This is a genomic window from Pseudomonas sp. 01L34, from assembly GCF_056400265.1.
In genome coordinates this window covers 795,028-816,220 of the sequence record NZ_JBFTSX010000002.1, presented here as the reverse complement: position 1 = coordinate 816,220, position 21,193 = coordinate 795,028, and the positions used below count along the sequence as shown (strand labels likewise).

Annotated in this window: 22 protein-coding genes; 6 read left to right on the top strand and 16 right to left on the bottom strand. The window is 61.0% G+C overall.

Translation table 11 applies throughout. The features are described 5' to 3' along the window. Positions 1-138: 138 nt before the first annotated feature. The 15 genes from abaF to AC1DQM_RS08300 all read right to left on the bottom strand — a co-directional run bounded on the left by abaF (position 139) and on the right by AC1DQM_RS08300 (position 14,660). Positions 139-1,536: a fosfomycin efflux MFS transporter AbaF gene (gene abaF, locus AC1DQM_RS08370; RefSeq protein ID WP_477746007.1), complete on the bottom strand. Its 1,398-nt coding sequence runs from the start codon at positions 1,534-1,536 to the stop codon at positions 139-141. Positions 1,537-1,607: 71 nt separating this feature from the next. Continuing rightward, the gene (locus tag AC1DQM_RS08365) at positions 1,608-2,525 is read right to left on the bottom strand and encodes a dihydrodipicolinate synthase family protein (RefSeq protein WP_018928306.1); all 918 of its coding nucleotides are present in this window, start codon (positions 2,523-2,525) and stop codon (positions 1,608-1,610) included. A 113-nt stretch (positions 2,526-2,638) separates the two neighbouring features. Further along, the gene (locus AC1DQM_RS08360; RefSeq protein WP_096480776.1) at positions 2,639-3,667 is read right to left on the bottom strand and encodes a trans-3-hydroxy-L-proline dehydratase; all 1,029 of its coding nucleotides are present in this window, start codon (positions 3,665-3,667) and stop codon (positions 2,639-2,641) included. A gap of 25 nt (positions 3,668-3,692) precedes the next feature. Further along, positions 3,693-4,415: an amino acid ABC transporter ATP-binding protein gene (locus tag AC1DQM_RS08355; protein WP_064616854.1), complete on the bottom strand. Its 723-nt coding sequence runs from the start codon at positions 4,413-4,415 to the stop codon at positions 3,693-3,695. Further along, positions 4,408-5,058 carry an amino acid ABC transporter permease gene (locus tag AC1DQM_RS08350; RefSeq protein WP_018928303.1) on the bottom strand — a complete coding sequence of 217 codons (651 nt, stop codon included), beginning with the start codon at positions 5,056-5,058 and terminating at the stop codon, positions 4,408-4,410. Before AC1DQM_RS08350 ends, AC1DQM_RS08355 begins: the two co-directional genes overlap by 8 nt. 10 nt (positions 5,059-5,068) lie before the next feature. Continuing rightward, a complete protein-coding gene (locus AC1DQM_RS08345; protein WP_018928302.1) occupies positions 5,069-5,734 on the bottom strand; it encodes an amino acid ABC transporter permease in 666 nt (221 codons plus the stop codon). Next, the gene (gene lhpI, locus AC1DQM_RS08340; RefSeq protein ID WP_477746006.1) at positions 5,727-7,505 is read right to left on the bottom strand and encodes a cis-3-hydroxy-L-proline dehydratase; all 1,779 of its coding nucleotides are present in this window, start codon (positions 7,503-7,505) and stop codon (positions 5,727-5,729) included. The genes AC1DQM_RS08345 and lhpI overlap by 8 nt, the downstream gene beginning before the upstream one ends. A gap of 10 nt (positions 7,506-7,515) precedes the next feature. Beyond that, positions 7,516-8,334, bottom strand: coding sequence for an ABC transporter substrate-binding protein (locus AC1DQM_RS08335; protein ID WP_018928300.1), 819 nt, complete (start codon positions 8,332-8,334; stop codon positions 7,516-7,518). 427 nt (positions 8,335-8,761) lie between these two features. Then, a complete protein-coding gene (locus AC1DQM_RS08330) occupies positions 8,762-9,121 on the bottom strand; it encodes a DUF6124 family protein (protein ID WP_477746005.1) in 360 nt (119 codons plus the stop codon). A gap of 408 nt (positions 9,122-9,529) precedes the next feature. Continuing rightward, complete coding sequence (locus tag AC1DQM_RS08325; protein ID WP_477746004.1) at positions 9,530-10,279, bottom strand: AraC family transcriptional regulator; 750 nt, start codon at positions 10,277-10,279, stop codon at positions 9,530-9,532. Between the two features lie 71 nt (positions 10,280-10,350). Next, positions 10,351-11,604, bottom strand: a complete 1,254-nt coding sequence (locus tag AC1DQM_RS08320; RefSeq protein WP_477746019.1) for an FAD-dependent oxidoreductase — start codon at positions 11,602-11,604, stop codon at positions 10,351-10,353. Continuing rightward, positions 11,601-11,837 carry a (2Fe-2S)-binding protein gene (locus AC1DQM_RS08315; RefSeq protein ID WP_008074690.1) on the bottom strand — a complete coding sequence of 79 codons (237 nt, stop codon included), beginning with the start codon at positions 11,835-11,837 and terminating at the stop codon, positions 11,601-11,603. Before AC1DQM_RS08315 ends, AC1DQM_RS08320 begins: the two co-directional genes overlap by 4 nt. Then, entirely contained in the window at positions 11,830-12,945 is a 1,116-nt protein-coding gene (locus AC1DQM_RS08310; RefSeq protein ID WP_477746003.1) for an NAD(P)/FAD-dependent oxidoreductase, read from the bottom strand. Before AC1DQM_RS08310 ends, AC1DQM_RS08315 begins: the two co-directional genes overlap by 8 nt. Then, positions 12,942-13,874 (bottom strand): 4-hydroxyproline epimerase, encoded by a 933-nt coding sequence (locus AC1DQM_RS08305; protein WP_477746002.1) that lies wholly within the window; start codon positions 13,872-13,874, stop codon positions 12,942-12,944. The genes AC1DQM_RS08310 and AC1DQM_RS08305 overlap by 4 nt, the downstream gene beginning before the upstream one ends. Positions 13,875-13,988: 114 nt before the next feature. Beyond that, positions 13,989-14,660 (bottom strand): GntR family transcriptional regulator, encoded by a 672-nt coding sequence (locus tag AC1DQM_RS08300; protein WP_007935506.1) that lies wholly within the window; start codon positions 14,658-14,660, stop codon positions 13,989-13,991. A gap of 222 nt (positions 14,661-14,882) precedes the next feature. Here AC1DQM_RS08300 and AC1DQM_RS08295 point away from each other — a divergent pair, with 222 nt between their 5' ends. From AC1DQM_RS08295 to AC1DQM_RS08275, 5 genes are all read left to right on the top strand, one after another. Next, entirely contained in the window at positions 14,883-15,248 is a 366-nt protein-coding gene (locus AC1DQM_RS08295) for a metalloregulator ArsR/SmtB family transcription factor (RefSeq protein WP_086945530.1), read from the top strand. 43 nt (positions 15,249-15,291) lie between these two features. Then, positions 15,292-16,296 (top strand): ArsJ-associated glyceraldehyde-3-phosphate dehydrogenase, encoded by a 1,005-nt coding sequence (locus tag AC1DQM_RS08290; protein WP_018928292.1) that lies wholly within the window; start codon positions 15,292-15,294, stop codon positions 16,294-16,296. Positions 16,297-16,305: 9 nt separating this feature from the next. Further along, positions 16,306-17,526 (top strand): organoarsenical effux MFS transporter ArsJ, encoded by a 1,221-nt coding sequence (gene arsJ / locus AC1DQM_RS08285; RefSeq protein ID WP_477746001.1) that lies wholly within the window; start codon positions 16,306-16,308, stop codon positions 17,524-17,526. A gap of 337 nt (positions 17,527-17,863) precedes the next feature. Continuing rightward, on the top strand, positions 17,864-18,463 hold the full coding sequence (locus AC1DQM_RS08280; protein ID WP_018928290.1) for a trypsin-like peptidase domain-containing protein: 600 nt from the start codon (positions 17,864-17,866) through the stop codon (positions 18,461-18,463). Positions 18,464-18,652: 189 nt separating this feature from the next. Continuing rightward, positions 18,653-19,555: a universal stress protein gene (locus tag AC1DQM_RS08275; RefSeq protein ID WP_477746000.1), complete on the top strand. Its 903-nt coding sequence runs from the start codon at positions 18,653-18,655 to the stop codon at positions 19,553-19,555. On the opposite strand, the gene AC1DQM_RS08270 is transcribed toward AC1DQM_RS08275, so the two are convergent. After that, positions 19,549-19,965: a hypothetical protein gene (locus tag AC1DQM_RS08270; protein ID WP_018928288.1), complete on the bottom strand. Its 417-nt coding sequence runs from the start codon at positions 19,963-19,965 to the stop codon at positions 19,549-19,551. The two genes, AC1DQM_RS08275 and AC1DQM_RS08270, sit on opposite strands and share 7 nt — an antisense overlap. Before the next feature lie 380 nt (positions 19,966-20,345). Between AC1DQM_RS08270 and AC1DQM_RS08265 the strand changes: the two genes are divergently transcribed. After that, a complete protein-coding gene (locus AC1DQM_RS08265; protein ID WP_019581965.1) occupies positions 20,346-21,182 on the top strand; it encodes an undecaprenyl-diphosphate phosphatase in 837 nt (278 codons plus the stop codon). Positions 21,183-21,193: the final 11 nt, after the last annotated feature.

Genomic DNA, 21,193 nt, shown 5'->3' with positions numbered 1-21,193 from the left:
CGTGGCGAGGGGGCTTGCCCCCGTTGGGTCGCGAAGCGGCCCTGAAAGGGATTTGCGACCGCTGCGCGGTCGAACGGGGCGATGCGGCGTTCCGACAAGCCCCCTCGCCACAAATGTTTGCCGGACTAAAGATCCGGTTCAGGCCAGCGAATCACCCCGGAGCGCAGCGGCCGGCACGGCGTTATCCAGCGCAGCAATACGCGCAGCGGATTCGGCATCCACCTGGTGCAATGACTTGCCACGGGTTTCCCGGGTCAGGCCGACAGCCACGATGGAGATCAGCGCAGCGCCCACCAGGTACCAGGCGATCGGTGTCGAGCTGTGGTACTTGTTGAGCAGGGTGATGGCGATCAGCGGCGCGAGGGATCCGGCGAAGATCGGCGCCACCTGGTAGCACAGCGAAAGGGCGGTGTAGCGCACGTGGGTCGGGAACATTTCGGCCATCAGCGCCGAGTAGGGCGCATAGGTCATCGACTCGATGGCCAGGCCCAGGGTGATGGCGCCGATGATCAGCCAGTTGTTACCGGTGTCCATCATCGGGAAGCCGATGAAGCCCCAGAACGCAGTGAGCACCGCGCCGATCAGGTACACCGGTTTGCGGCCCACGATGTCCGACAGATAGCCCATCAACGGGATCAGGAAAAAGTGCAGCAGGTGTGCGCCGAACATCAGCAACAGAATCTCTGAGGTGTCCTTGTGCACCACCAGTTTCAGGTAGGTGATCGAAAAGGTGACCACGGTGTAATAGAGGATGTTCTCGGCAAACCGCGCGCCGATCCCCACCAGCACCGCGCGCCAGTGATGACGCAGCACTTCCACCACGCCCAGTTGTTGCTGCTTGGTCTGCGCTTGCCGGGCCTGGGCCTCCTTGAAAATCGGCGCGTCATCGACGCTGGTGCGAATCCAGTAGCCGATCAGCACCACCACCGCCGAGAACCAGAACGCCACGCGCCAGCCCCAAGCGAGGAATTGTTGTTCCGACAGGTTTGACGACAACAGCAGCAGGGCGACGGTCGCCACCAGGTTACCGGCCGGCACCCCGGCTTGCGGCCAACTGGCCCAGAAGCCCCGGCGATTGTCCGGGCAGTGTTCGGACACCAGCAGAATCGCGCCACCCCATTCGCCCCCAAAGGCAAAGCCCTGAATCAGCCGCAGCAGCACCAATAACACTGGCGCGGCATAGCCGATGCTGTCGAAGCCGGGCAGGCAACCCATCAGGAACGTGGTGATGCCAACCACCACCAGGCTCAGTTGCAGCAGGCGCTTGCGGCCGAATTTGTCACCGTAGTGACCGAACACCAGACCGCCCAACGGACGGGCGAGGAAGCCGACGGCGTACAGGGCGAAGGCGGCGATGATGCCGTCGATCGGACTGTCGGTCTGACGGAAGAACAGCTGGCCGAAGACCAATGCCGAAGCGGTGCCGTAGAGAAAGAATTCATACCACTCGGCGACAGTGCCGGCCATGGCGGCGGCCACTACGCGTTTGAGTCCCGAGGGTGTGGTTGCGCTGGAGGTGCTGTGAGGATTGGACATGCTGACGTTTCCTGTAGAGGCGCGAAAACAGGTAGCCGGGCCGGACCCGCAAGGATCCGCCCGGCAATCACTCAGAGACCGACGTCCGGCAACTCCGGACGGTTGGCCATGGCCTTGGCCATGATCTGTTCGACGAACTCCCGATCAGCTTGCGGCAGCGCCAGGCGTGGCGGACGGGTCAGGGCGCTGCCGCGACCGGCGATGGCTTCGCAGAGTTTGATGCACTGCACCAGGTCGGCACGGGCATCGAGGTGCAGGATCGGCATCAGCCATTCGTAGATCGGCATGGCTTCGGCGAAGCGACCGGCCTTGGCCAGGCGGAAGATGGTCTCGCCTTCTTTCGGGAATACGTTCGACATGCCCGAGACCCAGCCTTCGGCACCCACCGCGATGCTTTCCAGCACCACGTCGTCGAGACCTGCGAACAGCACGAAACGGTCGCCGACTTCATTGCGCACGTCGATGAAACGGCGGGTATCGCCGGAGGAATCCTTGAAGCACACCACGTTGTCGCAGTCGGCCAGGGAAATCAGGATGTCCGGGGTGACGTCGTTTTTGTAGATCGGCGGGTTGTTGTAAACCATCAGCGGTACGTCGGCGTTCTTCGCCACGTAGCGGTAATGCTCGGCGGTCTCGAACGGCTTGGAGCCATAGACCAGCGCCGGCATCAGCATCACGCCGTCGACACCGACCCTGCGCACCGCATTCGCCACCTTGGCCGCTTGCACACTGGTGAACTCGGCCACACCGCAAATCACCGGCACGCGGCCGCGGGAAGCGTCGACCGCAACTTCGGTCACGGCGATTTTTTCTTCGGCGGTCAATGAGGTGTTTTCCCCCACCGAACCACACACCACCAGGCCCGATACGCCGTCACGGATCACGTTGGAAATCACCTGGTGGGTTTTTTCCAGGTTGATGGAGAAGTCATCGTTGAATTGAGTGGTCACCGCGGGGAAGACGCCACTCCAGTTAATGCGCTTGCTCATTGTTGCCTCCGGTTCGTTTTTGTATTTCGTATACGATATTTTAAATGCTGATACTCGGCCAGTGGTTTTTTCAATCAATCAGGGTTTTTTATAGCCGTTGGTCTGGGGGAGTTTCAGGCGCCGGGCCAGGTGTCTGACAGGCGATAGCCCTGTGGCCAGGGATCGCTGGGGTCGAGCAGCAATTGGTGGGTGCCGGTGATCCAGGCCCGGCCGGAAATGCACGGGTAGATCGCCGGGCGGCCGGCCACTTCGGTCATCGAATCGATGCGGCAATGGAATTCGGAACCGAGGATCGAACGGCCGATAAAGCGCTCGCCAACCTGCATCAATCCCTTGGCCTGCAACACTGCCATACGCGCCGAACAACCAGTACCGGTGGGCGAGCGGTCGATCTTGCCGGGTTGAATCACCACGGCGTTGGCCCCGGTGGCGATGCCATTTTCAACCACGATGGGCGCGGCAATCTGGCAGAAGGAAATATGCGACCACTCGGGGTTCAGCGGATGGACGAAGCCCAGTTGTTCATTGGCCGCGCGGGTGATTTTCAACCCGACCTCGACCAGCTCGGCCGCCTCGTCAGGGCGGATGGAAAAGCCCAGGCGTTTGGCGTCGGCGATGACAAAACTGTCGCCACCGTACGCGGTGTCGACCTGTAACGAGCCGAGGCCTTCGACTTCGATCCAGGCGTCGAGGCGATCAGCGAAGGAGGGCACGTTCTTGATTTCCACCCGTTCGACCTTGCCGTCGCGGCAATCGGCCACGGCCTCGATCAAGCCGCCGGGCGCTTCGAGCACCAGCCGGGTTTGCGGTTCGGTCATCGGCAGGATGCCGCTGTCGAGCAGCACCGTGGCGACGCACAGCGAGTTGGAGCCGGACATCGGTGGCGTGTCGGCCGGTTCCATGATGATCCAGGCCATTTGCGCCCGAGGGTCCTTGGCCGGCACCAGCAGGTTGACGTGGCGGAACACGCCACCACGGGGTTCGTTGAGGACGAAATTGCGCAGGGTTTCATCCTTGGCGATCCAGCGCGATTGCTCCCACACGGTGGCGCCGGGCGGTGGGGCGACACCGCCGACGATCACATCGCCGACTTCGCCTTCGGCGTGGCAACTGACCACATGAATGACTTTCGATGAACGCATGGCTGACTCCTTTTATCGCCGGTCGTTATTTCACTGATTTGAGAAACGCCGCCGTTTCCGCATGTATCGGATTGCCAATCACCTGATCCGGCGAGCCGATCTCGTGCACCAGGCCATTGCGAAAGAACGCCACACGGTCGGACACATCGCGGGCAAAGCGGATTTCGTGGGTCACCAGCACCATGGTCATGCCGTCTTCGGCGAGCATGCGCATGGTGTCCAGCACCTCGCCGACCAGTTGCGGGTCGAGGGCCGAGGTGGCTTCGTCGAACAGCATGTAGTCCGGTGACATGGCCAGGGCGCGGGCGATGGCCATGCGTTGCTGCTGGCCTCCGGACAACTTGCCGGGGAAGGTCTTGAGCTTGTCGCCAAGGCCCACGTGGGTCAGTTGCTGCACCGCCAGCGCCTCGGCGTCGCACTTGCTTTTGCCCAAGACCTTGCGCGGCGCCAGCATCACGTTTTCCAGCACGGTCAGGTGCGGGAAGGCATTCCATTGCTGGAACACGATGCCGATTTTCTGCCGCAGGCGGTTGAGGTCGGTGGCGCTGTGATGGACCTCGACGCCGTCGACGCGGATGTTGCCTTTCTGGATCGGCTCCAGGCCGTTGATGCACATCAGCAGGGTCGATTTGCCGGAGCCCGAGCCGCCGATGATCGACACCACTTCGCCCTTGTCCACCGTCAGGCTGACACCCTTGACCACGGCCAGATCGCCGAAGGATTTATGTACGTTGTCGATCTCAATCATTTTCTTGCCACCTTCTTTCCAGACGAGCGCCCAGGCGTGCAACCACCAGGCTCATGACGTAATAGATAAGGCCCGCGACGCACAGCACCAGCAACGGTTCCTGAATGCGGGTGACGATGGTTTGCGAGGCGCGCAGCAGTTCGACGATGCCGATCCACATCACCAGCGCGGTGTCTTTCATCACCCCGAGCACCAGGTTCAGCCAGCCGGGGAAGGCCACGCGGGTGGCCATTGGCAGGACGATCCAGCGCAGGTCCTGCAAAAAGCTCAGGCCCAGCGAACGACTGGCCCGCCGCAAGGTGAACGGCACCGACAGCACGCCGCTGCGCACGATCTCGGTGAAGTACGCGGCGGTGTAGACCCCCAGCACAATGCAGCCGACGCTGAAGGCGCTGAGGTTCAAGCCGACGATGCTTTTGAGCGAGTTGAACAGCACGAACTGGATCAACAGCGGCACGCTGCGAAACACGTCCAGCACCCAGGCCAGGGGCAGGCTGGCGCGTGGCAACAGCGCTCGCAGCAGGCCAAACAACAGCCCGGCGAAGGAGCCGAGGATGATCGACCAGAACGTCAGTTGCAGGGTGACCCAGGCGCCATCGAGCAGGAACAGCAGGTCATTCCAGGAAAAACTGGTGGAAAACATGGTCAAGCCCTCAGTAACGGAACAACCGCCAGGCCATCAGCCGGGCTGACGCGACGATCGCCTTGGCAATCAGGTAATACAGCGCGGCGGCGATAGCGAAGTATTCGAAGGTGCGGAACGTTTTGACGTTGTAGTCCTGGGTCACCCCGGTCAGGTCATTGTTCAGCCCGACGATCACCCCCAGCGACGTCATCAGCACCGCCCAGACCATCTGATTGGTCAGCGGGTAGAAGACGATCCGCAACAGCTGCGGGACGATGATCATGCGGTAGGCCTGGAAGGCACTCATGCCCAGCGAACGCGCGGCGCGCACTTGCGTGTCGGGTACGGCCTTGAGGCCGCCGCGAAAGTTCTCCGCCAGATACCCGGCATTGTTGAAGGTGATCCCGGCGAGCAGGGCGAACCATGAGCTGACGTGCAAGCCCAGCGAGCCGAGGCCGAAGTAGAGGACATAGATCTGGAACAGCGATGGGGTGTTGCGCGCGATCGATACCCAGCCGTTGCCGATACCGCGCAGCAGCGGGGTTTTGCTTTCGCGCATCACCGTCAGGGCCAGGGCGATCAGCACGCCGAAGATCATCGACAGCGCGGCGGTCTCGAAGGTGACCCAGGCGCCAGCGAGCATGTCCGGCAGGGCGCGCAGGGTGGCGCGCCATTGGAAGGTGTAATCAAACATGCGCGAGAGTCTCCAGAGGGGCGGCGGTTTGCAGCCAGGCCGGCAGACGACCGCTGGCCGTGGCACTGCAAGCGGTATCGACACATTCAGCCAGGCTGGCGAAATGCACCTTGCGACCCACCAGGCCGGGTGCGTAATGGGCGTATTTGCCGGAGTTGGTCATCAAGGTTGTTGCGCCCGGCGGGATCACCGGTTCGCCGAGCATGCACCAGCAGGTATCGGTCACCAGGGTGGCGCCGAAGGCTTCGATCACGGCGATATGCCCGGCTTCGCAAGCCTGCTCCAGCACGGCGCGGCCGCAAGTAATGGCGAGGACCACGTCGGGGTGTTTGTGCCGACCCAGGCACAGTCGCGCCAGGTGAGCGAACTCGCTGAGGGAGAAATGCGGGTTGCCCAACGAGACCACATCTACCCGGCTGTCGCGGGCACTGTTGAGTTCGCGCCAACTGACCAATAGATCCTTCAGGCGGATTGTTTCCACGGGCAGGGCTACATCTCCCTCCAGCACCTGCGCCGGGTCGATAGCTTCCGGGGTGATCCCGGCGATATGGAATAACGGGGCGGCGGAGGTGGTGGCAAACGCCGCGCCGAACGCCTTGAGGTCGTCCAGGCTCGGCTTGCGGTTTTCCAACCCGCGCACCAGAGGAATCCGGCTGCCCGCCAACGCGCCGATGTGGTAACCGAGCAGCGGGTAGAAGGCATCGTCCAGTTCACCCAGGGCGGGCACTTCGACCTGCAATCGGGCCTTGCGTTGTGCGTCCAGGTGGCAGCCGATCAACGGGGCGCGGCCGGTCAGGGCGATGCAGATATCCAGGTAGTCCGGGTACTTCAGGGTGCGTGCCCCCAGCACGCTGTTGGCGTAGACCACCGCGTTGGATTCGGCCCAGACGATCTGCTCGCCCGCCTTCGGCGCGCTGTCGAGCAGGTAGGGCGCACAGGTGAAACTGAGTTGCGCACCCATCGCCATATAGGCATCGCCCAAGGCGCTGGCCGGTTCGCCGAGCGCCGGGTCGATGCCCAATTCGCGCCAGCGGCGCTGGTCCACGGAAATTGAATTGAGGGTGGTGGGCACCCGCACGTTGGCGCCCCATTGCACCAGTTGTTCGGCAAAGCGCAGGCTCGCAGGTCCGGTGTAGATGCAGCCGTCGATGTGCGCCTGGGTGACATCCACCAGGCGGCGGGCACCTTGCAGTTCGGCCATGCGCAGAACAATCTGCATGGCCACTTGTGCAGCCTTGCCATGTTGGCCGTCGAGCAGCGCCCGGTCGTGTTCGGTGAGTTCGAGCGGGGCGCTTGGGTCTTGCGTTTGCAATGGGCTGTCGAGTGCCTGCCAGGCATCGCCCGGCAGGTGTTCGAACACGGTTACCGAGGCGCCGTCGACCCGAACGAAGGTCTTGCCGCGCAACGCGGCGAAGGCCTCCCGGCCGATGCACAGCACCGGCAGGGAACGCTCGAAAATCGTCTGCGCCACGAGCACGCCCAAGGTCAGGATCTCATCGGGTTCGGCCAGCACCAATGCAGCCGGTGCGTGACCGTTGCTGATCAGTTCCATCAACACGCTACTGCCGGTGCACGAGCCGCGACCGCTGGGAATGGCCAGCACGCGGCCGGCCAGGTATTCGCCGCTGAGCGGATGGTGACGGTCAATGATCTCGCCGCTAAACGGATCGACCCCGCCCCAGAAACTCAAGCCGATATCGGCGAACAGCAGGGCGCCCTCGGCGGCGCCCGCGACCAGGCTGCGACCGGTCAGAGAAGTGGGCCTAGGCATGCCGGACACCTCAGTAGTAGACCTGTGGCACGGTCAGGTTGGTCGGCGGGATTTCAGTGCCGACCCATTTGACGAACAACTCTTTGTAACGACCGGTGCGCACCTGTTGGTTGACGAACAGGTTGAGGTAGTTGAGCAGGCCATACTCGTTACGCTTGGCGCCGAGGGAGACGTAGTCGATCACGTACGGCGCGTTACCGGCGACTTTCAGGTTTTTGTATTTGCCCGATTTGAGGGTGGCGGCGGCCACGGTGTTGGTGACCACGGTGGCGTCGATATGGCCTTGGGCAACCGCCAGCAGGGTGTCGTTCTGCGACTGATAGGCGCGGAAGGTGCCGGTGCCCCAGTTCTTCACGTCTTTCTCTAGCGCGATGGCCTCATAGGTGCCGCTGGTGTTACCCACGGGTTTGCCCTTGAGGTCATCGAAGCTGTTGATGCCGGTGTCGTCGCGGGTCAGCACCACCATCTGGAAGGCGAAGTAGGGCACGGTGAGGCCGACGGTCTTGGCCCGTTCGAGGGTGTCGGAAGTGGAGGCGACGATCACATCGGCCCGCCCGGAGACCAGCGCCGGAATACGGTCCGGGAACGGCGTCTCGACCACTTCGGCCTCGACCCCGAGGATTTTCGCCAGGTCATGGCAATAGTCCACGTCGAAACCGGCCGGGTTGTTACCAGCATCGCGGAAACCCATGGGCGGGAAGTCCAGGGTCACGGCGCAGCGCAGCTTGCCTGAACCGATGATGTCGTCGAGCTTGTCGGCCTGGGCGGTGGCAATGAAGGAGGTACTGAGAACAGCGCTGAGGGCTACGGCAAATGCGGGGTTTTTCATAGAGGCCTCGTTGATGTGATGTGCTGTTGGATATCGTATTGGGGATTTCGTATACGATATTAAATATAGCAATCAACGTGCCCGTTTCCAGGCCGAGGCGTGAATTTGTTGGCAGACCTTGGAGTAGAGGTGTTGCGGTGCGTCAGAGTGACGCCGTGAGGGGCGGGGGCCGCGATGGTGGGTGTTACAGATGGGAGCAATGGTTGTGCGGGGCGCCCCTTTAAGGAACATCGGCGCCCTGCGATCACCCCGTGCTCTGACACACCCATGTGGCGAGGGGGCTTGCCCCCGTTGGGTTGCGCAGCGACCCCAAAATCTGCAACCGCAGGTTTTCAGGTGCATCGCATACACCGGTTTTACGACTGCTTCGCAGCCGAACGGGGGCAAGCCCCCTCGCCACAACAAGCCCCTTTGCCACAGATTCTGGCTAGACCTGCGGATCAAGGTTATCCAGTACGCGGTTCACCGCCAGCTCCCCGAGCATGACCACCGATTGAATCCCCAACATGATGTTGCGATGGGGCATGTCCATCAACCCGGCGAACTCACTGAGCATCATGCTCGCTGACGCCAGGGATTCGCAGGCGTTGACCAGCAGGGTTTCGTTATCGACCTTGGGGCCGACGTGGTAAATGGTGCTGGGTTTGCGCTGGGTGTCTTTGGGGGTGGGTGGTTTGAGGTAGTGATCGAGGGCGCGGTCGGCGGCTGCGTGGAGCTTTTTCGAATCGAGGGATTCGTAGGGGGAAACGTCGTCGGTTTCCGGTGGATTTGGCGTTGGTTTGAACATAGATGGAACTCCATATGTGATTAGAGGAGCCATCACTCTCGCTACCAAACGAAGAGGTGGTGGCCATACGAAGGTTGGTAGACCGGCCCACATGGCAAAACCGGCGTGCCCGAGGGCACCCTACGCATGGCCACCATAAATACAAATGCTGAAGAAGCACCTGCATAAGGTGAAGCTATGCGACATGTGAACGGCGGGCTACCAAACCCGATCGCTGTTTTTTTCAGCGACAGGGAAACGATATAGCCCGGGCCACAGGCGCACTAGCCGGCGGATTCTGGCGTAGTCGTAGGCAGAGGCGCAAGGATGTGTAGCCTGGGTGAGTGTCTGGAGATGTCTATTAAACATCGCCTGTTTATTGGTCTTACTGTGGGTTGATCATTCCCATGCTCCGCGTGGGAACGATCCTTAGCGCTGAGTATCGCGATACTGGCTCGGTGACAGACCGGTCAACGCACGAAACTGCCGGCTGAACGCACTGTGGTCGGTGTAACCGCAGCGCAAGGCGATCTCGGTGATCGGCAACTCGGTGTGCAGCAACAGCCGAGAACCTTCTTCCAGGCGCGCCTTGTTGATCATCTGCCGTGGCGTGAGCTGGAACACCCGCTTGCAGTGACGCTCCAGTTGCGCCACGGAGTAACCGGCGATGGCGGTCAGTTCGGCGAGGCTGATGGGGCGGGCGAAGTGGCTGCGGATGTGCGCGTCCACGGCGGCGAGTTTCTGGAACGCGGGGTGATTGGACTGCGGCGATTGCAGGTCGCGGGAGATCCCGGCCAGGCCCACGATGTGACCCTGTTCATCCTTCAAGGCGAGTTTGTGGGTCAGGCACCAGATCGGCTGGTTGCCGTAATACAGGTGCAGTTCCAGTTGGTCGGCCATCTCGCGACCGCTGGACAGCACCCGCCGATCCTGTTCGGTGTACAGCGGGCCGAAGCGTTCCGGGAAGACCATCTCGGCGGTGAGCCCCAGCAGATCCTCGCGATGTTTGAAACCGCAACGCCGGGCCAGGGTCTGGTTGACGAAGGCATAGCGGGCTTCGCGGTCCTTGATGAAAAACACCACGTCCGCCAGGGTGTCGAGCAGCGGCGCAATCGGCTGCAGGCTGTTCAACAGCGTGGGCAGGTCGGAGGGTTTGAAGGTGCTGAGCGAGGGGTACATGGCGCTGGGGTCTGAGGGCGACCCCGGGATCATAGAGGCTCGACAGCGCGGCTGAAACCCCCGAGGGGGTTTCAGGCTGGCGGGGTGTCGTCCAGGCACATCAAGGTCTCGATTCGGGCCGGGCTGAAGGGCGGACGGGGCGCCGAGGGTTGCCAGCCAAACAGGTGCTGCACCGCGCCGCCACACACCCGGCCCTGACAGGCGCCCATACCACAGCGACTGGCCAGCTTGGCTTCGCGCCAGTCGGTGTGCCCGGTCAATGCGCCGTAGGGCACGTCTTCGCAGCGGCAGACCAGGGTGTCGGGGCGGGCCAGGGATTTGAGTTGTGGGTCGAGGGCGAAGGCCTGATTCAGTGCCTTGGCGAAACCCTGCCAGCGTGCCCGACGTGGCCACAACTGGCGTGCCGCTTCAAGGTCACCGACCGCCGCGTGCCCAGCAATGGCACCTTCGACCAACGCCAGTTCACTGCCACCAAACCCGGTGCATTCTCCCGCCGCATAATGATCGACGCGACTGGCCTGCCAGGCATCCACGGCCAACGCCTGACCCTCGATGGCGTAACCCAGTGCCTGGCCCAATTGAATGTTCGGGATCAAGCCGAAACCACAGGCCAGCCGATCACATTCCAGTTCGATGATTTTGCCCTGCTGTTGCAGGCGCACACCTTCCAGTCGGTCAGTGCCAAGGGCGGCCAGCACATGCGTCGCGGTGCGGTAATGGCGGTCGAACAGGCTGAACGATTGCAGCCATTTGCCAGGCCAGCGGGGCAGTTGTGCGGCGAAACCGGCGACGGCGGTGCGCGAGGCTTGCTCGGCGATGCGCTGGATCTGCGCGCCGTGTTTTTTCGCGGTGGCGGCAGTCGCCAGTAACAACGGGCCGCTGCCGGCGATCACCACGCGCTCACCCTGCACCGGCAGGCCCGCCTTGATCAGCGCCTGCAAGCCACCGGCCCCGGTCACGCCGGGCAACGTCCAGCCGGGGAAGGGCAGCAGCAACTCGCGGGCGCCGGTGCACAGAATCAATCGGTGATAACTGATCAGCCAGCCGTCATCGTCATTTTCGACCAGCAGCTGTTTCGGACCGGGACTGGCGATCACCCGGGTGGCGGCGTGACGGCGAATGTTGCTGCACGCCTGCAATCGCTCACGCAGGCGACGGGCCTGATCGGGTACGTTGGCTTGAGGGCCGTCACGCCAGATTTGCCCGCCCGGCAGCGGATTGTCGTCGAGCATGACGATGCGTGCGCCACTGGGGGCAGCGGCAAGAGCAGCGGCCATGCCAGCGGGGCCGGCTCCGATGATCAGCAGATCGGCGTATTCGTTCATGGGCATGTCTGCACCTGCATGCCGTCGCGGCACAGAGTCTGGCAGGCCAGGCGTCGCCGGCCGTCGATGGTCACCCGGCATTCCTGGCAAATGCCCATGCCGCACAGCGGTGCGCGGCGTTGGCCACTGACCGAAGTGCGTGTGCATCCGTCGCTGCCCAGCGCCAAGGCTGCGGCGACGCTGGTGCCCTCGGCCACCTTCAAGGCGCGGCCGTCCAGCAATAATTCAGGCATAGACAGGTTCTCCGAGGAAACGCTGGGGCAGGTAGGGTTGCGCGGCCAGTGGCGGGGTTTCGTTGAACAGCTGCGCCACCAGCAAGTCGGCCGTGCCGGGGGCCGTGGTGACGCCCAACCCTTCGTGCCCGACCGCCAGCCACAAGCCCTGCTGCTGTGGGTGCTGGCCCACCAGCGGCAGGCCGTCGGGGCTGGCGGCGCGAAAACCGGTCCAGGCGCGGATGCCGTTGAGCCGGGCCAGGCCTGGCATGTACTCGGCGGCACGCTTGAGCATTTTCGCCAGCATCCAGCCTTCGACCTGCGGGTCGGTGGTGCCGAATTGCCGTGAGGCTCCGATGAACAATTGCCCGGTCGGGCGCGGCTGAATATTGCAGGCGGTGGATGGCCCGGTGGCGTTGTGCGCGCTGGTGACGTAACCCAGTTCCACCAGGGTGTGGGTGACGGTGCCGGGGTAGCGGTCGGTAATCAGCAGGTGGCCCTTTTTCGGCTCGATGGGCAACTCCGGGCACAGGTCGCTGGCCTGAATGCCGTTGGCCAACACCACCGCTTCGGCCCGCAACCACTGACCGTCGTCAAGGCAGACGCGATTGCCATCGACCGCGCTGACCCGCGCCCGGTGCTGACGGATGTTCGGTGTGTCGAGCATCCAGCGGGCCGTCGCCGGCGCATACAGAATGCCGTCGCCATTGATCAGCAAGCCGCCTTCCAGATCCTCGCGCAGTTCCGGTTCACGCTGACGCAAGGCGCTGGCACTGACCAGTTCGCACGCCACGCCCTGGGCTTTCAGGTTCAGGTATTTGCTGTGGGCGACCGCCATTTCCTCGGCGTTGGCCGCCAGCCACAGTGTGCCGTTGTTGCGGTAGGCGCAGCCGTCGGGCAGGTCCGGCGCCAGTTCACGCCAGCGTTGCAGGGAATATTGGCTCAGGGCCAATTCGGCCGGGTTGTCATCGAGCACCAGCAGGTGGCCCATGCCCGCCGCTGTCGCACCGTGCAGGCCGGCGTCCAGCACCAGCACCTGCAAGCCACGACGGGCCAGCGCCTGGGCGCAGGCGGCGCCGATGATGCCGGCGCCGATCACGATCACATCGGCCACCAGGCCCTCGCTCATGGGCGAATGCCCCAGGCGAACGGGTCATCCTGTTCGATGATCAAACTGGCCTCGGCGCTGATAAAGGCACGGCCACGAATGGTCGGCACGATGCGCTCGCCTTGCCATTCGTAAGAGCCTTCGAACTCGCTGCCGATGACACTGGCCTGACGCCAGATCTGCCCCGGTTGCAACTTGTCGTCGGCCGCCAGGCAGGCCAGTTTGGCACTGGTGCCGGTGCCACACGGTGAGCGGTCATAGGCCTTGCCGGGGCAGAGTACGAAGTTGCGGCTGTCGGCGTGATCGTCATCGGCGAACAGTTCGATATGGTCGATCAACCCGCCGTCTTCGCCACGAATGCCCTGGGCTTCCAGCGCTTGTTGCACGGCGTAGGTATAAGCAGTCAGCGCGTCAAGGTTGTCGCCGGCCACCCGCAGGCCATGCTCGGCGATCAGGAAAAACCAGTTGCCGCCCCAGGCAATATCGCCGACCACCTGGCCGATGCCCGGCACCTGCAACACCAACGCCTTGCGGTAACGGTAGGCCGGCACATTGCGCACGCTCACCGAATGGTCTTCGTGCAGGGTCGCCTGCACCGTCCCCACCGGCGTCTCGATGCGGTGCACACCGGGGCCGATCTTGCCCAGGTGCGCCAACGACGCCACCAGGCCGATGGTGCCGTGGCCGCACATGCCCAGGTAACCGGTGTTGTTGAAGAAAATCACCCCGGCACAGGCGCTCGGGTCTACCGGTGTGCAGAGCAGGGCACCCACCAGCACGTCGCTGCCTCGTGGTTCCAGCACGCAGGCGGCGCGCCATTGATCGTGATGGTCGGCCAGCAACTTACGCCGTTCAGCCATGCTGCCGGTGCCCAGGTCAGGAAAACCGGCGGTCACCAGACGGGTCGGTTCGCCGCCGGTGTGGGAGTCGATCACGGTGATGCGTTTCATGGAAGGGCCACGTCCGTTCAGATGAGTGAACGCAAGAGTGGCCTGTGCGGCGAGGTGCCGGCTTGATGGATTTATCCTGTGCCGATGACGAAATCGGCACAGCATCCTGAGCCGTCAGTGGGCGTGGGGCAGGTGTTCGAACAGGGTCTTGCAGACCCCGGCAATGTGTTCGTCCAGCAGCTTCACCGCCAGCTCCACATCGCCGGCACGGCAAGCCGCGAGGATTTCACGGTGTTCGTGATCGGCCCGTTCCTTGCCGGCCGACAGGCTCATTTGCATGCGCAGGTAGCGCTCCAGCTTGTCGTTGACCGAACGAATCAGGCTGACCAGAAACGGCCGTTGTGCTGGTTCGTAAAGGCAGGCGTGCAGCTCCCAATTGAGCTCGGCCCAGCGGCCCACGTCGTCCTCGCCGATGAATTCCTGACAGATACGCTCGGCACGGGCGAAGGTTTCTTCGGTCATGTTGGGGATGGCCAGGCGCAGTATTTTGTCTTCCAGCAACATGCGCACTTCGAACATCTGCGCCAGCTCGGCATCGGAAACCCGCGTGACCATCGCCCCACGATTGCGCTGGAACATCACCAACCCTTCGGCTTCCAGCCGCTTGAGGGCCTCGCGCACCGGAATCTTGCTGACGTTGAACTGGCGGGCAATGTCGTCCTGGCGAATCGGCTCATCTTCGGCGAAATGCCCGGCGACGATCGCGTCGCGCAGATGACGGGTGATGATTTCCGAGGTCGAAGGCGTATTGCCAAGGTCGGGAGCGTTGAGTTTGGGTAGGTTCACGGCGGCGATCGTTTGGAGTGAGATAGCGATAGGGTATACGAAATCCTTTCGCTGATCTTCCCGGGACCGCACGAACGTCAGGACGCTGGTTGTGTTGGTCGAAGATTTGCTGCTTTACCGCATATACGGAAAAACATATATTCGGCAAAACGCATATTAATGAGGCTTGCCTGTGTCGCGAAGCCCGTGTTGCTGTATGAAACCCAAACGCCGAGACCCGAAATGGCTGACTCTCTGACGCCGACCACTGTTTTCAAATGCCTGGCTGACGACAACCGGGTCCGCATGATGCTGCTCATCGCCCGCGAGGGAGAGTTGTGTGTCTGCGAGCTGACCTGTGCGTTGGATGAGAGCCAGCCGAAAGTCTCCAGGCACCTGGCGCAGTTGCGCACCAGCGGATTGCTGTCGGACCGTCGACAAGGCCAATGGGTTTACTACCGGTTGCACCCGAGCCTTCCTGACTGGGTGCTTCAAATGCTGACTGTCGTGCTTGAAACCAACCAGCATTGGCTGAGCGCGGATGCCAAACGTCTTGAAGACATGGGTGAGCGCCCTGAACGGGCAGCCGCCTGCTGTCCGGTTCGATAATTTCAAAAGCCTATCCCTGACAACAGATACAGAGCACACCAACATGACTATCAAAGTGGGCATCAATGGTTTTGGCCGCATCGGTCGTCTCGCCATGCGCGCCGCCTGGCACTGGCCGGAGTTTGAGTTCGTGCAGATCAACGACCCCGCAGGCGACGCGGCGACGCATGCGCACCTGCTGAACTTCGATTCGGTGCATGGTCGCTGGAATGATCAAGCCAGCGCCGAGGGCAACTGCATTGTCATCGACGGCAAGCGCATCAAGGTTTCCGCCAACAAGGCGATTGCCGATACCGATTGGTCGGGCTGCGACCTGGTGATTGAAGCCAGCGGCAAGATGAAGACTGTCGCGGTGCTTCAGGCGTACCTCGACCAGGGCGTCAAGCGCGTGGTGGTCAGTGCTCCGGTGAAAGAAGAGGGCGCGCTGAACATCGTCATGGGCGTCAACCATCAACTGTTCAATCCGGCGGAACATCGCATCGTTACCGCGGCGTCGTGCACCACCAATTGCCTCGCGCCAGTGGTCAAGGTGATCCATGAAGCGCTAGGCATTCGCCACGGCTCGATCACCACCATTCACGACTTGACCAACACCCAAAGCATTCTCGACCAACCCCACAAGGATCTGCGCCGTGCGCGGGCTTCGGGCATGAGCCTGATCCCGACCAGCACCGGTTCGGCCACCGCCATCGCGGAAATTTTCCCGGAGCTGCGCGGGCGTCTGAATGGTCACGCAGTGCGCGTACCGTTGGCCAATGCTTCGCTGACTGATTGTGTGTTCGAGGTCGATCGCGTCACCACGGTTGACGAAGTGAATCGGTTTCTCAAGGACGCGTCCGAGAACGAACTCAAAGGTATTCTCGGTTTCGAGGAGCGTCCGCTGGTGTCCATCGACTACCGCACCGATCCGCGCTCATCGATCATCGATGCGCTGTCGACCATGGTCATCAACGGCACCCAGGTCAAAATCTATGCCTGGTACGACAACGAATGGGGGTACGCGAACCGCACCGTCGAATTGGCCAGGATGGTCGGTCTGGCCGTTTAAGGAGCGTTGATGAAAGCCTTGTCAGCCCTCGCGCCGTCAGTGCGGCAATACCTGCTTGTTACGGGCAATTACTGGGCTTTTACCCTCACCGACGGTGCCTTGCGCATGTTGGTGGTGCTGCACTTTCACGGGTTGGGCTACAGCCCGTTGCAAATCGCGGCGTTGTTTCTGTTCTACGAACTCTTTGGCGTGATCACCAACCTGCTGGGCGGTTATCTCGGCGCGCGACTGGGGCTGAACCGGACCATGAACATCGGGCTGGGGATGCAGGTGGTGGCGCTGTTGATGCTGACGGTGCCGGTGGCCTGGCTGACGATTCCTTGGGTGATGGGGGCGCAGGCACTGTCGGGGATCGCCAAAGACCTGAACAAGATGAGCGCCAAAAGCTCGATCAAGCTTCTGGTGCCCGACGGGCAACAGGGCACGCTTTATCAATGGATAGCCATCCTCACCGGCTCGAAGAATGCCCTCAAGGGCGTCGGTTTCTTTCTCGGCGGGGCATTGCTCGCCCTGATCGGTTTCAGAGGGGCGCTGCTGGCCATGGCAGGCGTTCTTTCGCTGATCTGGCTCAGCAGCCTGATCCTGTTGAAAAAGGACCTGGGCAAGGCGAAAGCCAAGCCCAGGTTCCGTGACATCCTCTCCAAGAGCCGGGCCATCAACATCTTGTCGGCGGCACGGATGTTCCTGTTCGGTGCCCGCGATGTCTGGTTCGTGGTGGCTTTACCGGTGTACTTGAGCAGCGTTTTTGGCTGGGACTTCTGGAAGGTCGGTGGATTCCTGGCGGCCTGGGTGATTGGCTACGGCATCGTGCAATCGCTCGCGCCGCGGATCACCGGCAAGCAACGAGGGCATGTCCCGGATGGCCGCGCCGCGTTTCTTTGGGCGGTTGCCTTGGCAGGCCTGCCGGCGGCAATCGCGCTGGGACTGAACTCCGGGTTGTCGCCGCAGTGGGTGCTGTTGGGCGGTTTGATGATCTTTGGTGCGTTGTTCGCGGTGAATTCCTCGCTGCACAGCTACCTGATCGTGTCCTACGCCAAGGAAGACGGCGTATCGCTGGATGTGGGCTTCTACTACATGTCCAACGCCATGGGACGGCTGATCGGCACCGTGCTCTCCGGTTGGGTTTTTCAGGTCTTCGGGCTGGAAGCGTGTTTATGGATATCCAGCGCATTTGTTATTTTCGCGGCACTGATTTCTGTTAGGTTGCCGCGGCATTCCAACGTGCTCTAAATCGCTCTAAAAGTACTGTTTCACGCGTTTTACACTTATTAAGTGCAACTTCCATTTATATTTATTTTGGTGCATGTGACATTTTTCAGGCGCCAAATATTTGAAGTTTTTTATATGTAACGAAAAGCGATTGTTCTTAGCGCAATAAATTCATACACACGCTTACAACCTAAGCCATACATTACCCACCAGAACAGGCAGCGAGGAACAACTACAACAACCCGATCACTAAAACCTGACACAACAAAAACTAAAATCTCCTTATAAGTCGGTGAACATCATGATTAAAATCATGGCCTACTTTTTAATAGGAGCTGGTATTGCAGGATGCAACGGTATGGTAAAACCCGACTTGTCGGGACCTGCCAACGATTCATATTTCTCAGTCTTCTCAGGCTTTCCCTTGCCCTATCTGTACACCGCCTCGGCCGTGCAATGGAACGAGGATTACGCCGTCACCACCCGCCACACCCCACTCATTCGCAACGTGATATACAGCTGCAGCACCGGTTGCGACCTGGTCTTCATCAAGCACAAGGCTGACGGCCATTATCCGTCATGGCGCGCACCGCGCGTGGGTGAGCACATCACTGCCGTGGGAACGAGCCCGTATATGACAACGGTCAGCGGGCAAGGCAAGGTGTATCCGGCGCCTTTCATCAACAGTGATGAAGGCAGCGGCGAACGCTATGCCATCCATGATGCCCCGATGATCAAGGGGATGTCGGGTGGGCCGGTTATCGCCAATGACGGCAGCATTGTCGGTATTAATGTCGGATTCTTCTCCACCACACTTCACGATGTGAGTTTTCACCCTGGGGTAAAGGGCGCTGAGCGGATCAGTATCTTTATTCCTTACTCGATCATTCAACGTGAGTGGGGGCTGATGCAGGCACAGCTTAACGATTCGCACGGCACGAAATACGCGCAGAAGTAGTGTTGGGTCATCACCGAATCCGGAACATCGGATTCGGTGTGACGTGGCGCGTCTATCACTCGCTTATTCAATCAAGGCGTATATTGATAGTGTCGATCCCGTTAGTTGAGGCGATAGCCAATCGTCGGTGGTTTGACAGGCGAGAGCGTTGGGGGGAGTTAGATATCCCGGAACGTTTGGAGGTGTTACATGAGCCAATATCAACGACTCTTTCTGATAGCCGGCCCAGCCATGCGTCACACCCCGGCGTTGGAACGAGCTGTCGCCATCGCCGAAGCCACTGGCGCAGCGCTGCACATCACGGTGTTTATCGAAGACTCTCACCTTTTGGGGTTGATGAGCGCCGGTGCGCGGTTTCGTGAGGCCTGTCAGCAAGAGAACGAAAAGTGGCTGAAGGATGAAGCAGATCTGATACGCGGGCGCGGGGTCACGGTGAGCACCGAAGTGCTTATAACCCGCAGCGCGTTGCAAGAAATCCTTCGGCACGTGGCAGAAATGCAGCCGGATCTGGTGATCAAGGACGTGCAGCACGAGTCTGCACTCAAGCGTGTTTTCGTTACGCCTCTGGATTGGCACCTGTTGCGCGAATGTCCGGTGCCTGTGCATCTGGTCAGCGAAGTCAGGTGTCCGCTGCCGCGGGTGATCGTGGCGGCGGTCGATCCGTCGCACCCCGAGACGCAGATCACCGGCATCAACGACCGCATCATCCAGGCAGCGAACGGACTGGCCATGCAATGCAACGCAGAACTGCATTTGCTGCATGCCTATGATCTGTCGCTGACGCATATAGCCGACGCAGGCGCGGGTGCAGTGACGATGCCAGGCTTCAACAGTGACGTGCGCAAGTCTCTGCATCAGTCATTCATCGCATTGGCCGACCACTTTGGCGTGCCCACCGAGCGACAACACTTCGTTGCGGGCCCGCCCGGCAAAGCGCTGGCTGACTTTGCAGCGCATCACCGGGCCGATGTGATCGTCATGGGCAATGCGCATCGCAAGGGGTTGGGCAAGTGGGTGGGCGGTACGACGGAGCATGTTCTGTATCGAGTGCCCTGCAACATCTTCGCGGTCACGGGGGCAGCGGATCAGTGAATGGAGTCGTTGTTAAATGATTCGCGAGGGACGCCTCGGCGACCGGGGCGGTTTTTTTTGTGGGCACGTGCCGAGATGTCCTCGAAGGTATCGCTATCGGTTGCCGCCAGGAGCTTGCCACCGTCCTTCAGGGTGGCCATGAAGGTCACTTCCGTGTTGTTGCCCGCGAGCAGATAGCCAGCGATGGCACCGACCGGCCCCAACAACATCGCGCCCGCAATGCCCAGGCCGATGGCGCTCTTTATATTCTTGTTGGAGTCCGTGTTCTGGATCGTTAGATCTTTAAATTCCGAGACCGGGAAGCTTTTCCCCAGTCGTGGCTTAAGGGCCGTTTTGAGCGTGATGGTACCCGAGTGATATTCCCCGTCGCACTGCGGGAAGTCACCAGCGAGCACTATGATCTTTGCCATGTGGAATGTTCTCTTGGGCGATCATTTTGGGGGTAGACATTGCGCGCGCCCAAACTCAAAACGTCAACGAGCTGACGATGAGTGGCAGCCATGGATTTGCGATACACAAGTGTCAGTCTTCCAGGTCAATTTCATCTTCAGGCGCCCATCCGGCGTCGAGCAGGGCGGGGGGAGGATCGTCCGGCATGGTTATTCCTCCAGTCATGAACGCAAAGCGTAGCAGGCGGGTAGGGCCGTCGAGGTGGTCATAGCCCTGGTCATGGACGTTTTATAACGTTTGCTTCAAGCCGGCGGGTAATGCGTTTTAATTCTCCGTTGACCCGACAGCTGCTCGGAACCAACAACAGACCTTTCAGCCGAAAGGGGTTAACGGGGGATTAATGGACTTCTGGACCACCACGCAAGTATCGATTCTAGGGCTGGTTGAAGGACTCACAGAGTTTTTGCCGATCTCCAGTACAGGCCACCAGATTATTGCCGCGGACTTGCTCGACTTTGGCGGTGAGCGAGCCATGGCGTTCAATATCATTATTCAGTTGGGCGCTATTCTGGCGGTCGTCTGGGAGTTCCGTCGCAAGATTCTGGACATCACCACGGGTTTGCCGACCCAGCGTAATGCGCAACGTTTTACTCTGAATTTGCTGATCGGTTTCTTGCCGGCGGTGGTGCTGGGGGTGATGTTTGCCGACAAAATCCATCAATATCTGTTCAACCCGATCACCGTGGCCGTGGCGCTGGTGATCGGCGGGATCATCATGTTGTGGGCTGAACAGCGTGAGCACGTGGTAGTGGTCGATCACGTTGACGAGATGCGCTGGACCGATGCCTTGAAAGTCGGATGTGCACAATGCCTGGCGATGATTCCCGGCACTTCGCGTTCGGGATCGACGATTATCGGCGGGTTGCTGTTTGGCCTGTCACGCAAGACGGCCACCGAGTTTTCGTTCTTCCTGGCGATGCCGACAATGGTGGGGGCCGCGGTGTACTCGGGCTATAAATATCGCGACCTGTTCCAGGCCGCAGATTTGCCGGTGTTTGCCCTGGGATTTGTCGCCGCTTTCGTCTTTGCGATGATTGCCGTGCGCGGGTTGCTCAAGTTCATCGCCAACCATAGTTATGCGGTGTTTGCCTGGTACCGGATCGCCTTCGGTTTACTGATTCTGGCGACGTGGTTTTTGGGTTGGGTGGACTGGAATCACCTCTCGGAAGGGGCGTAGGTTTTCCTGTG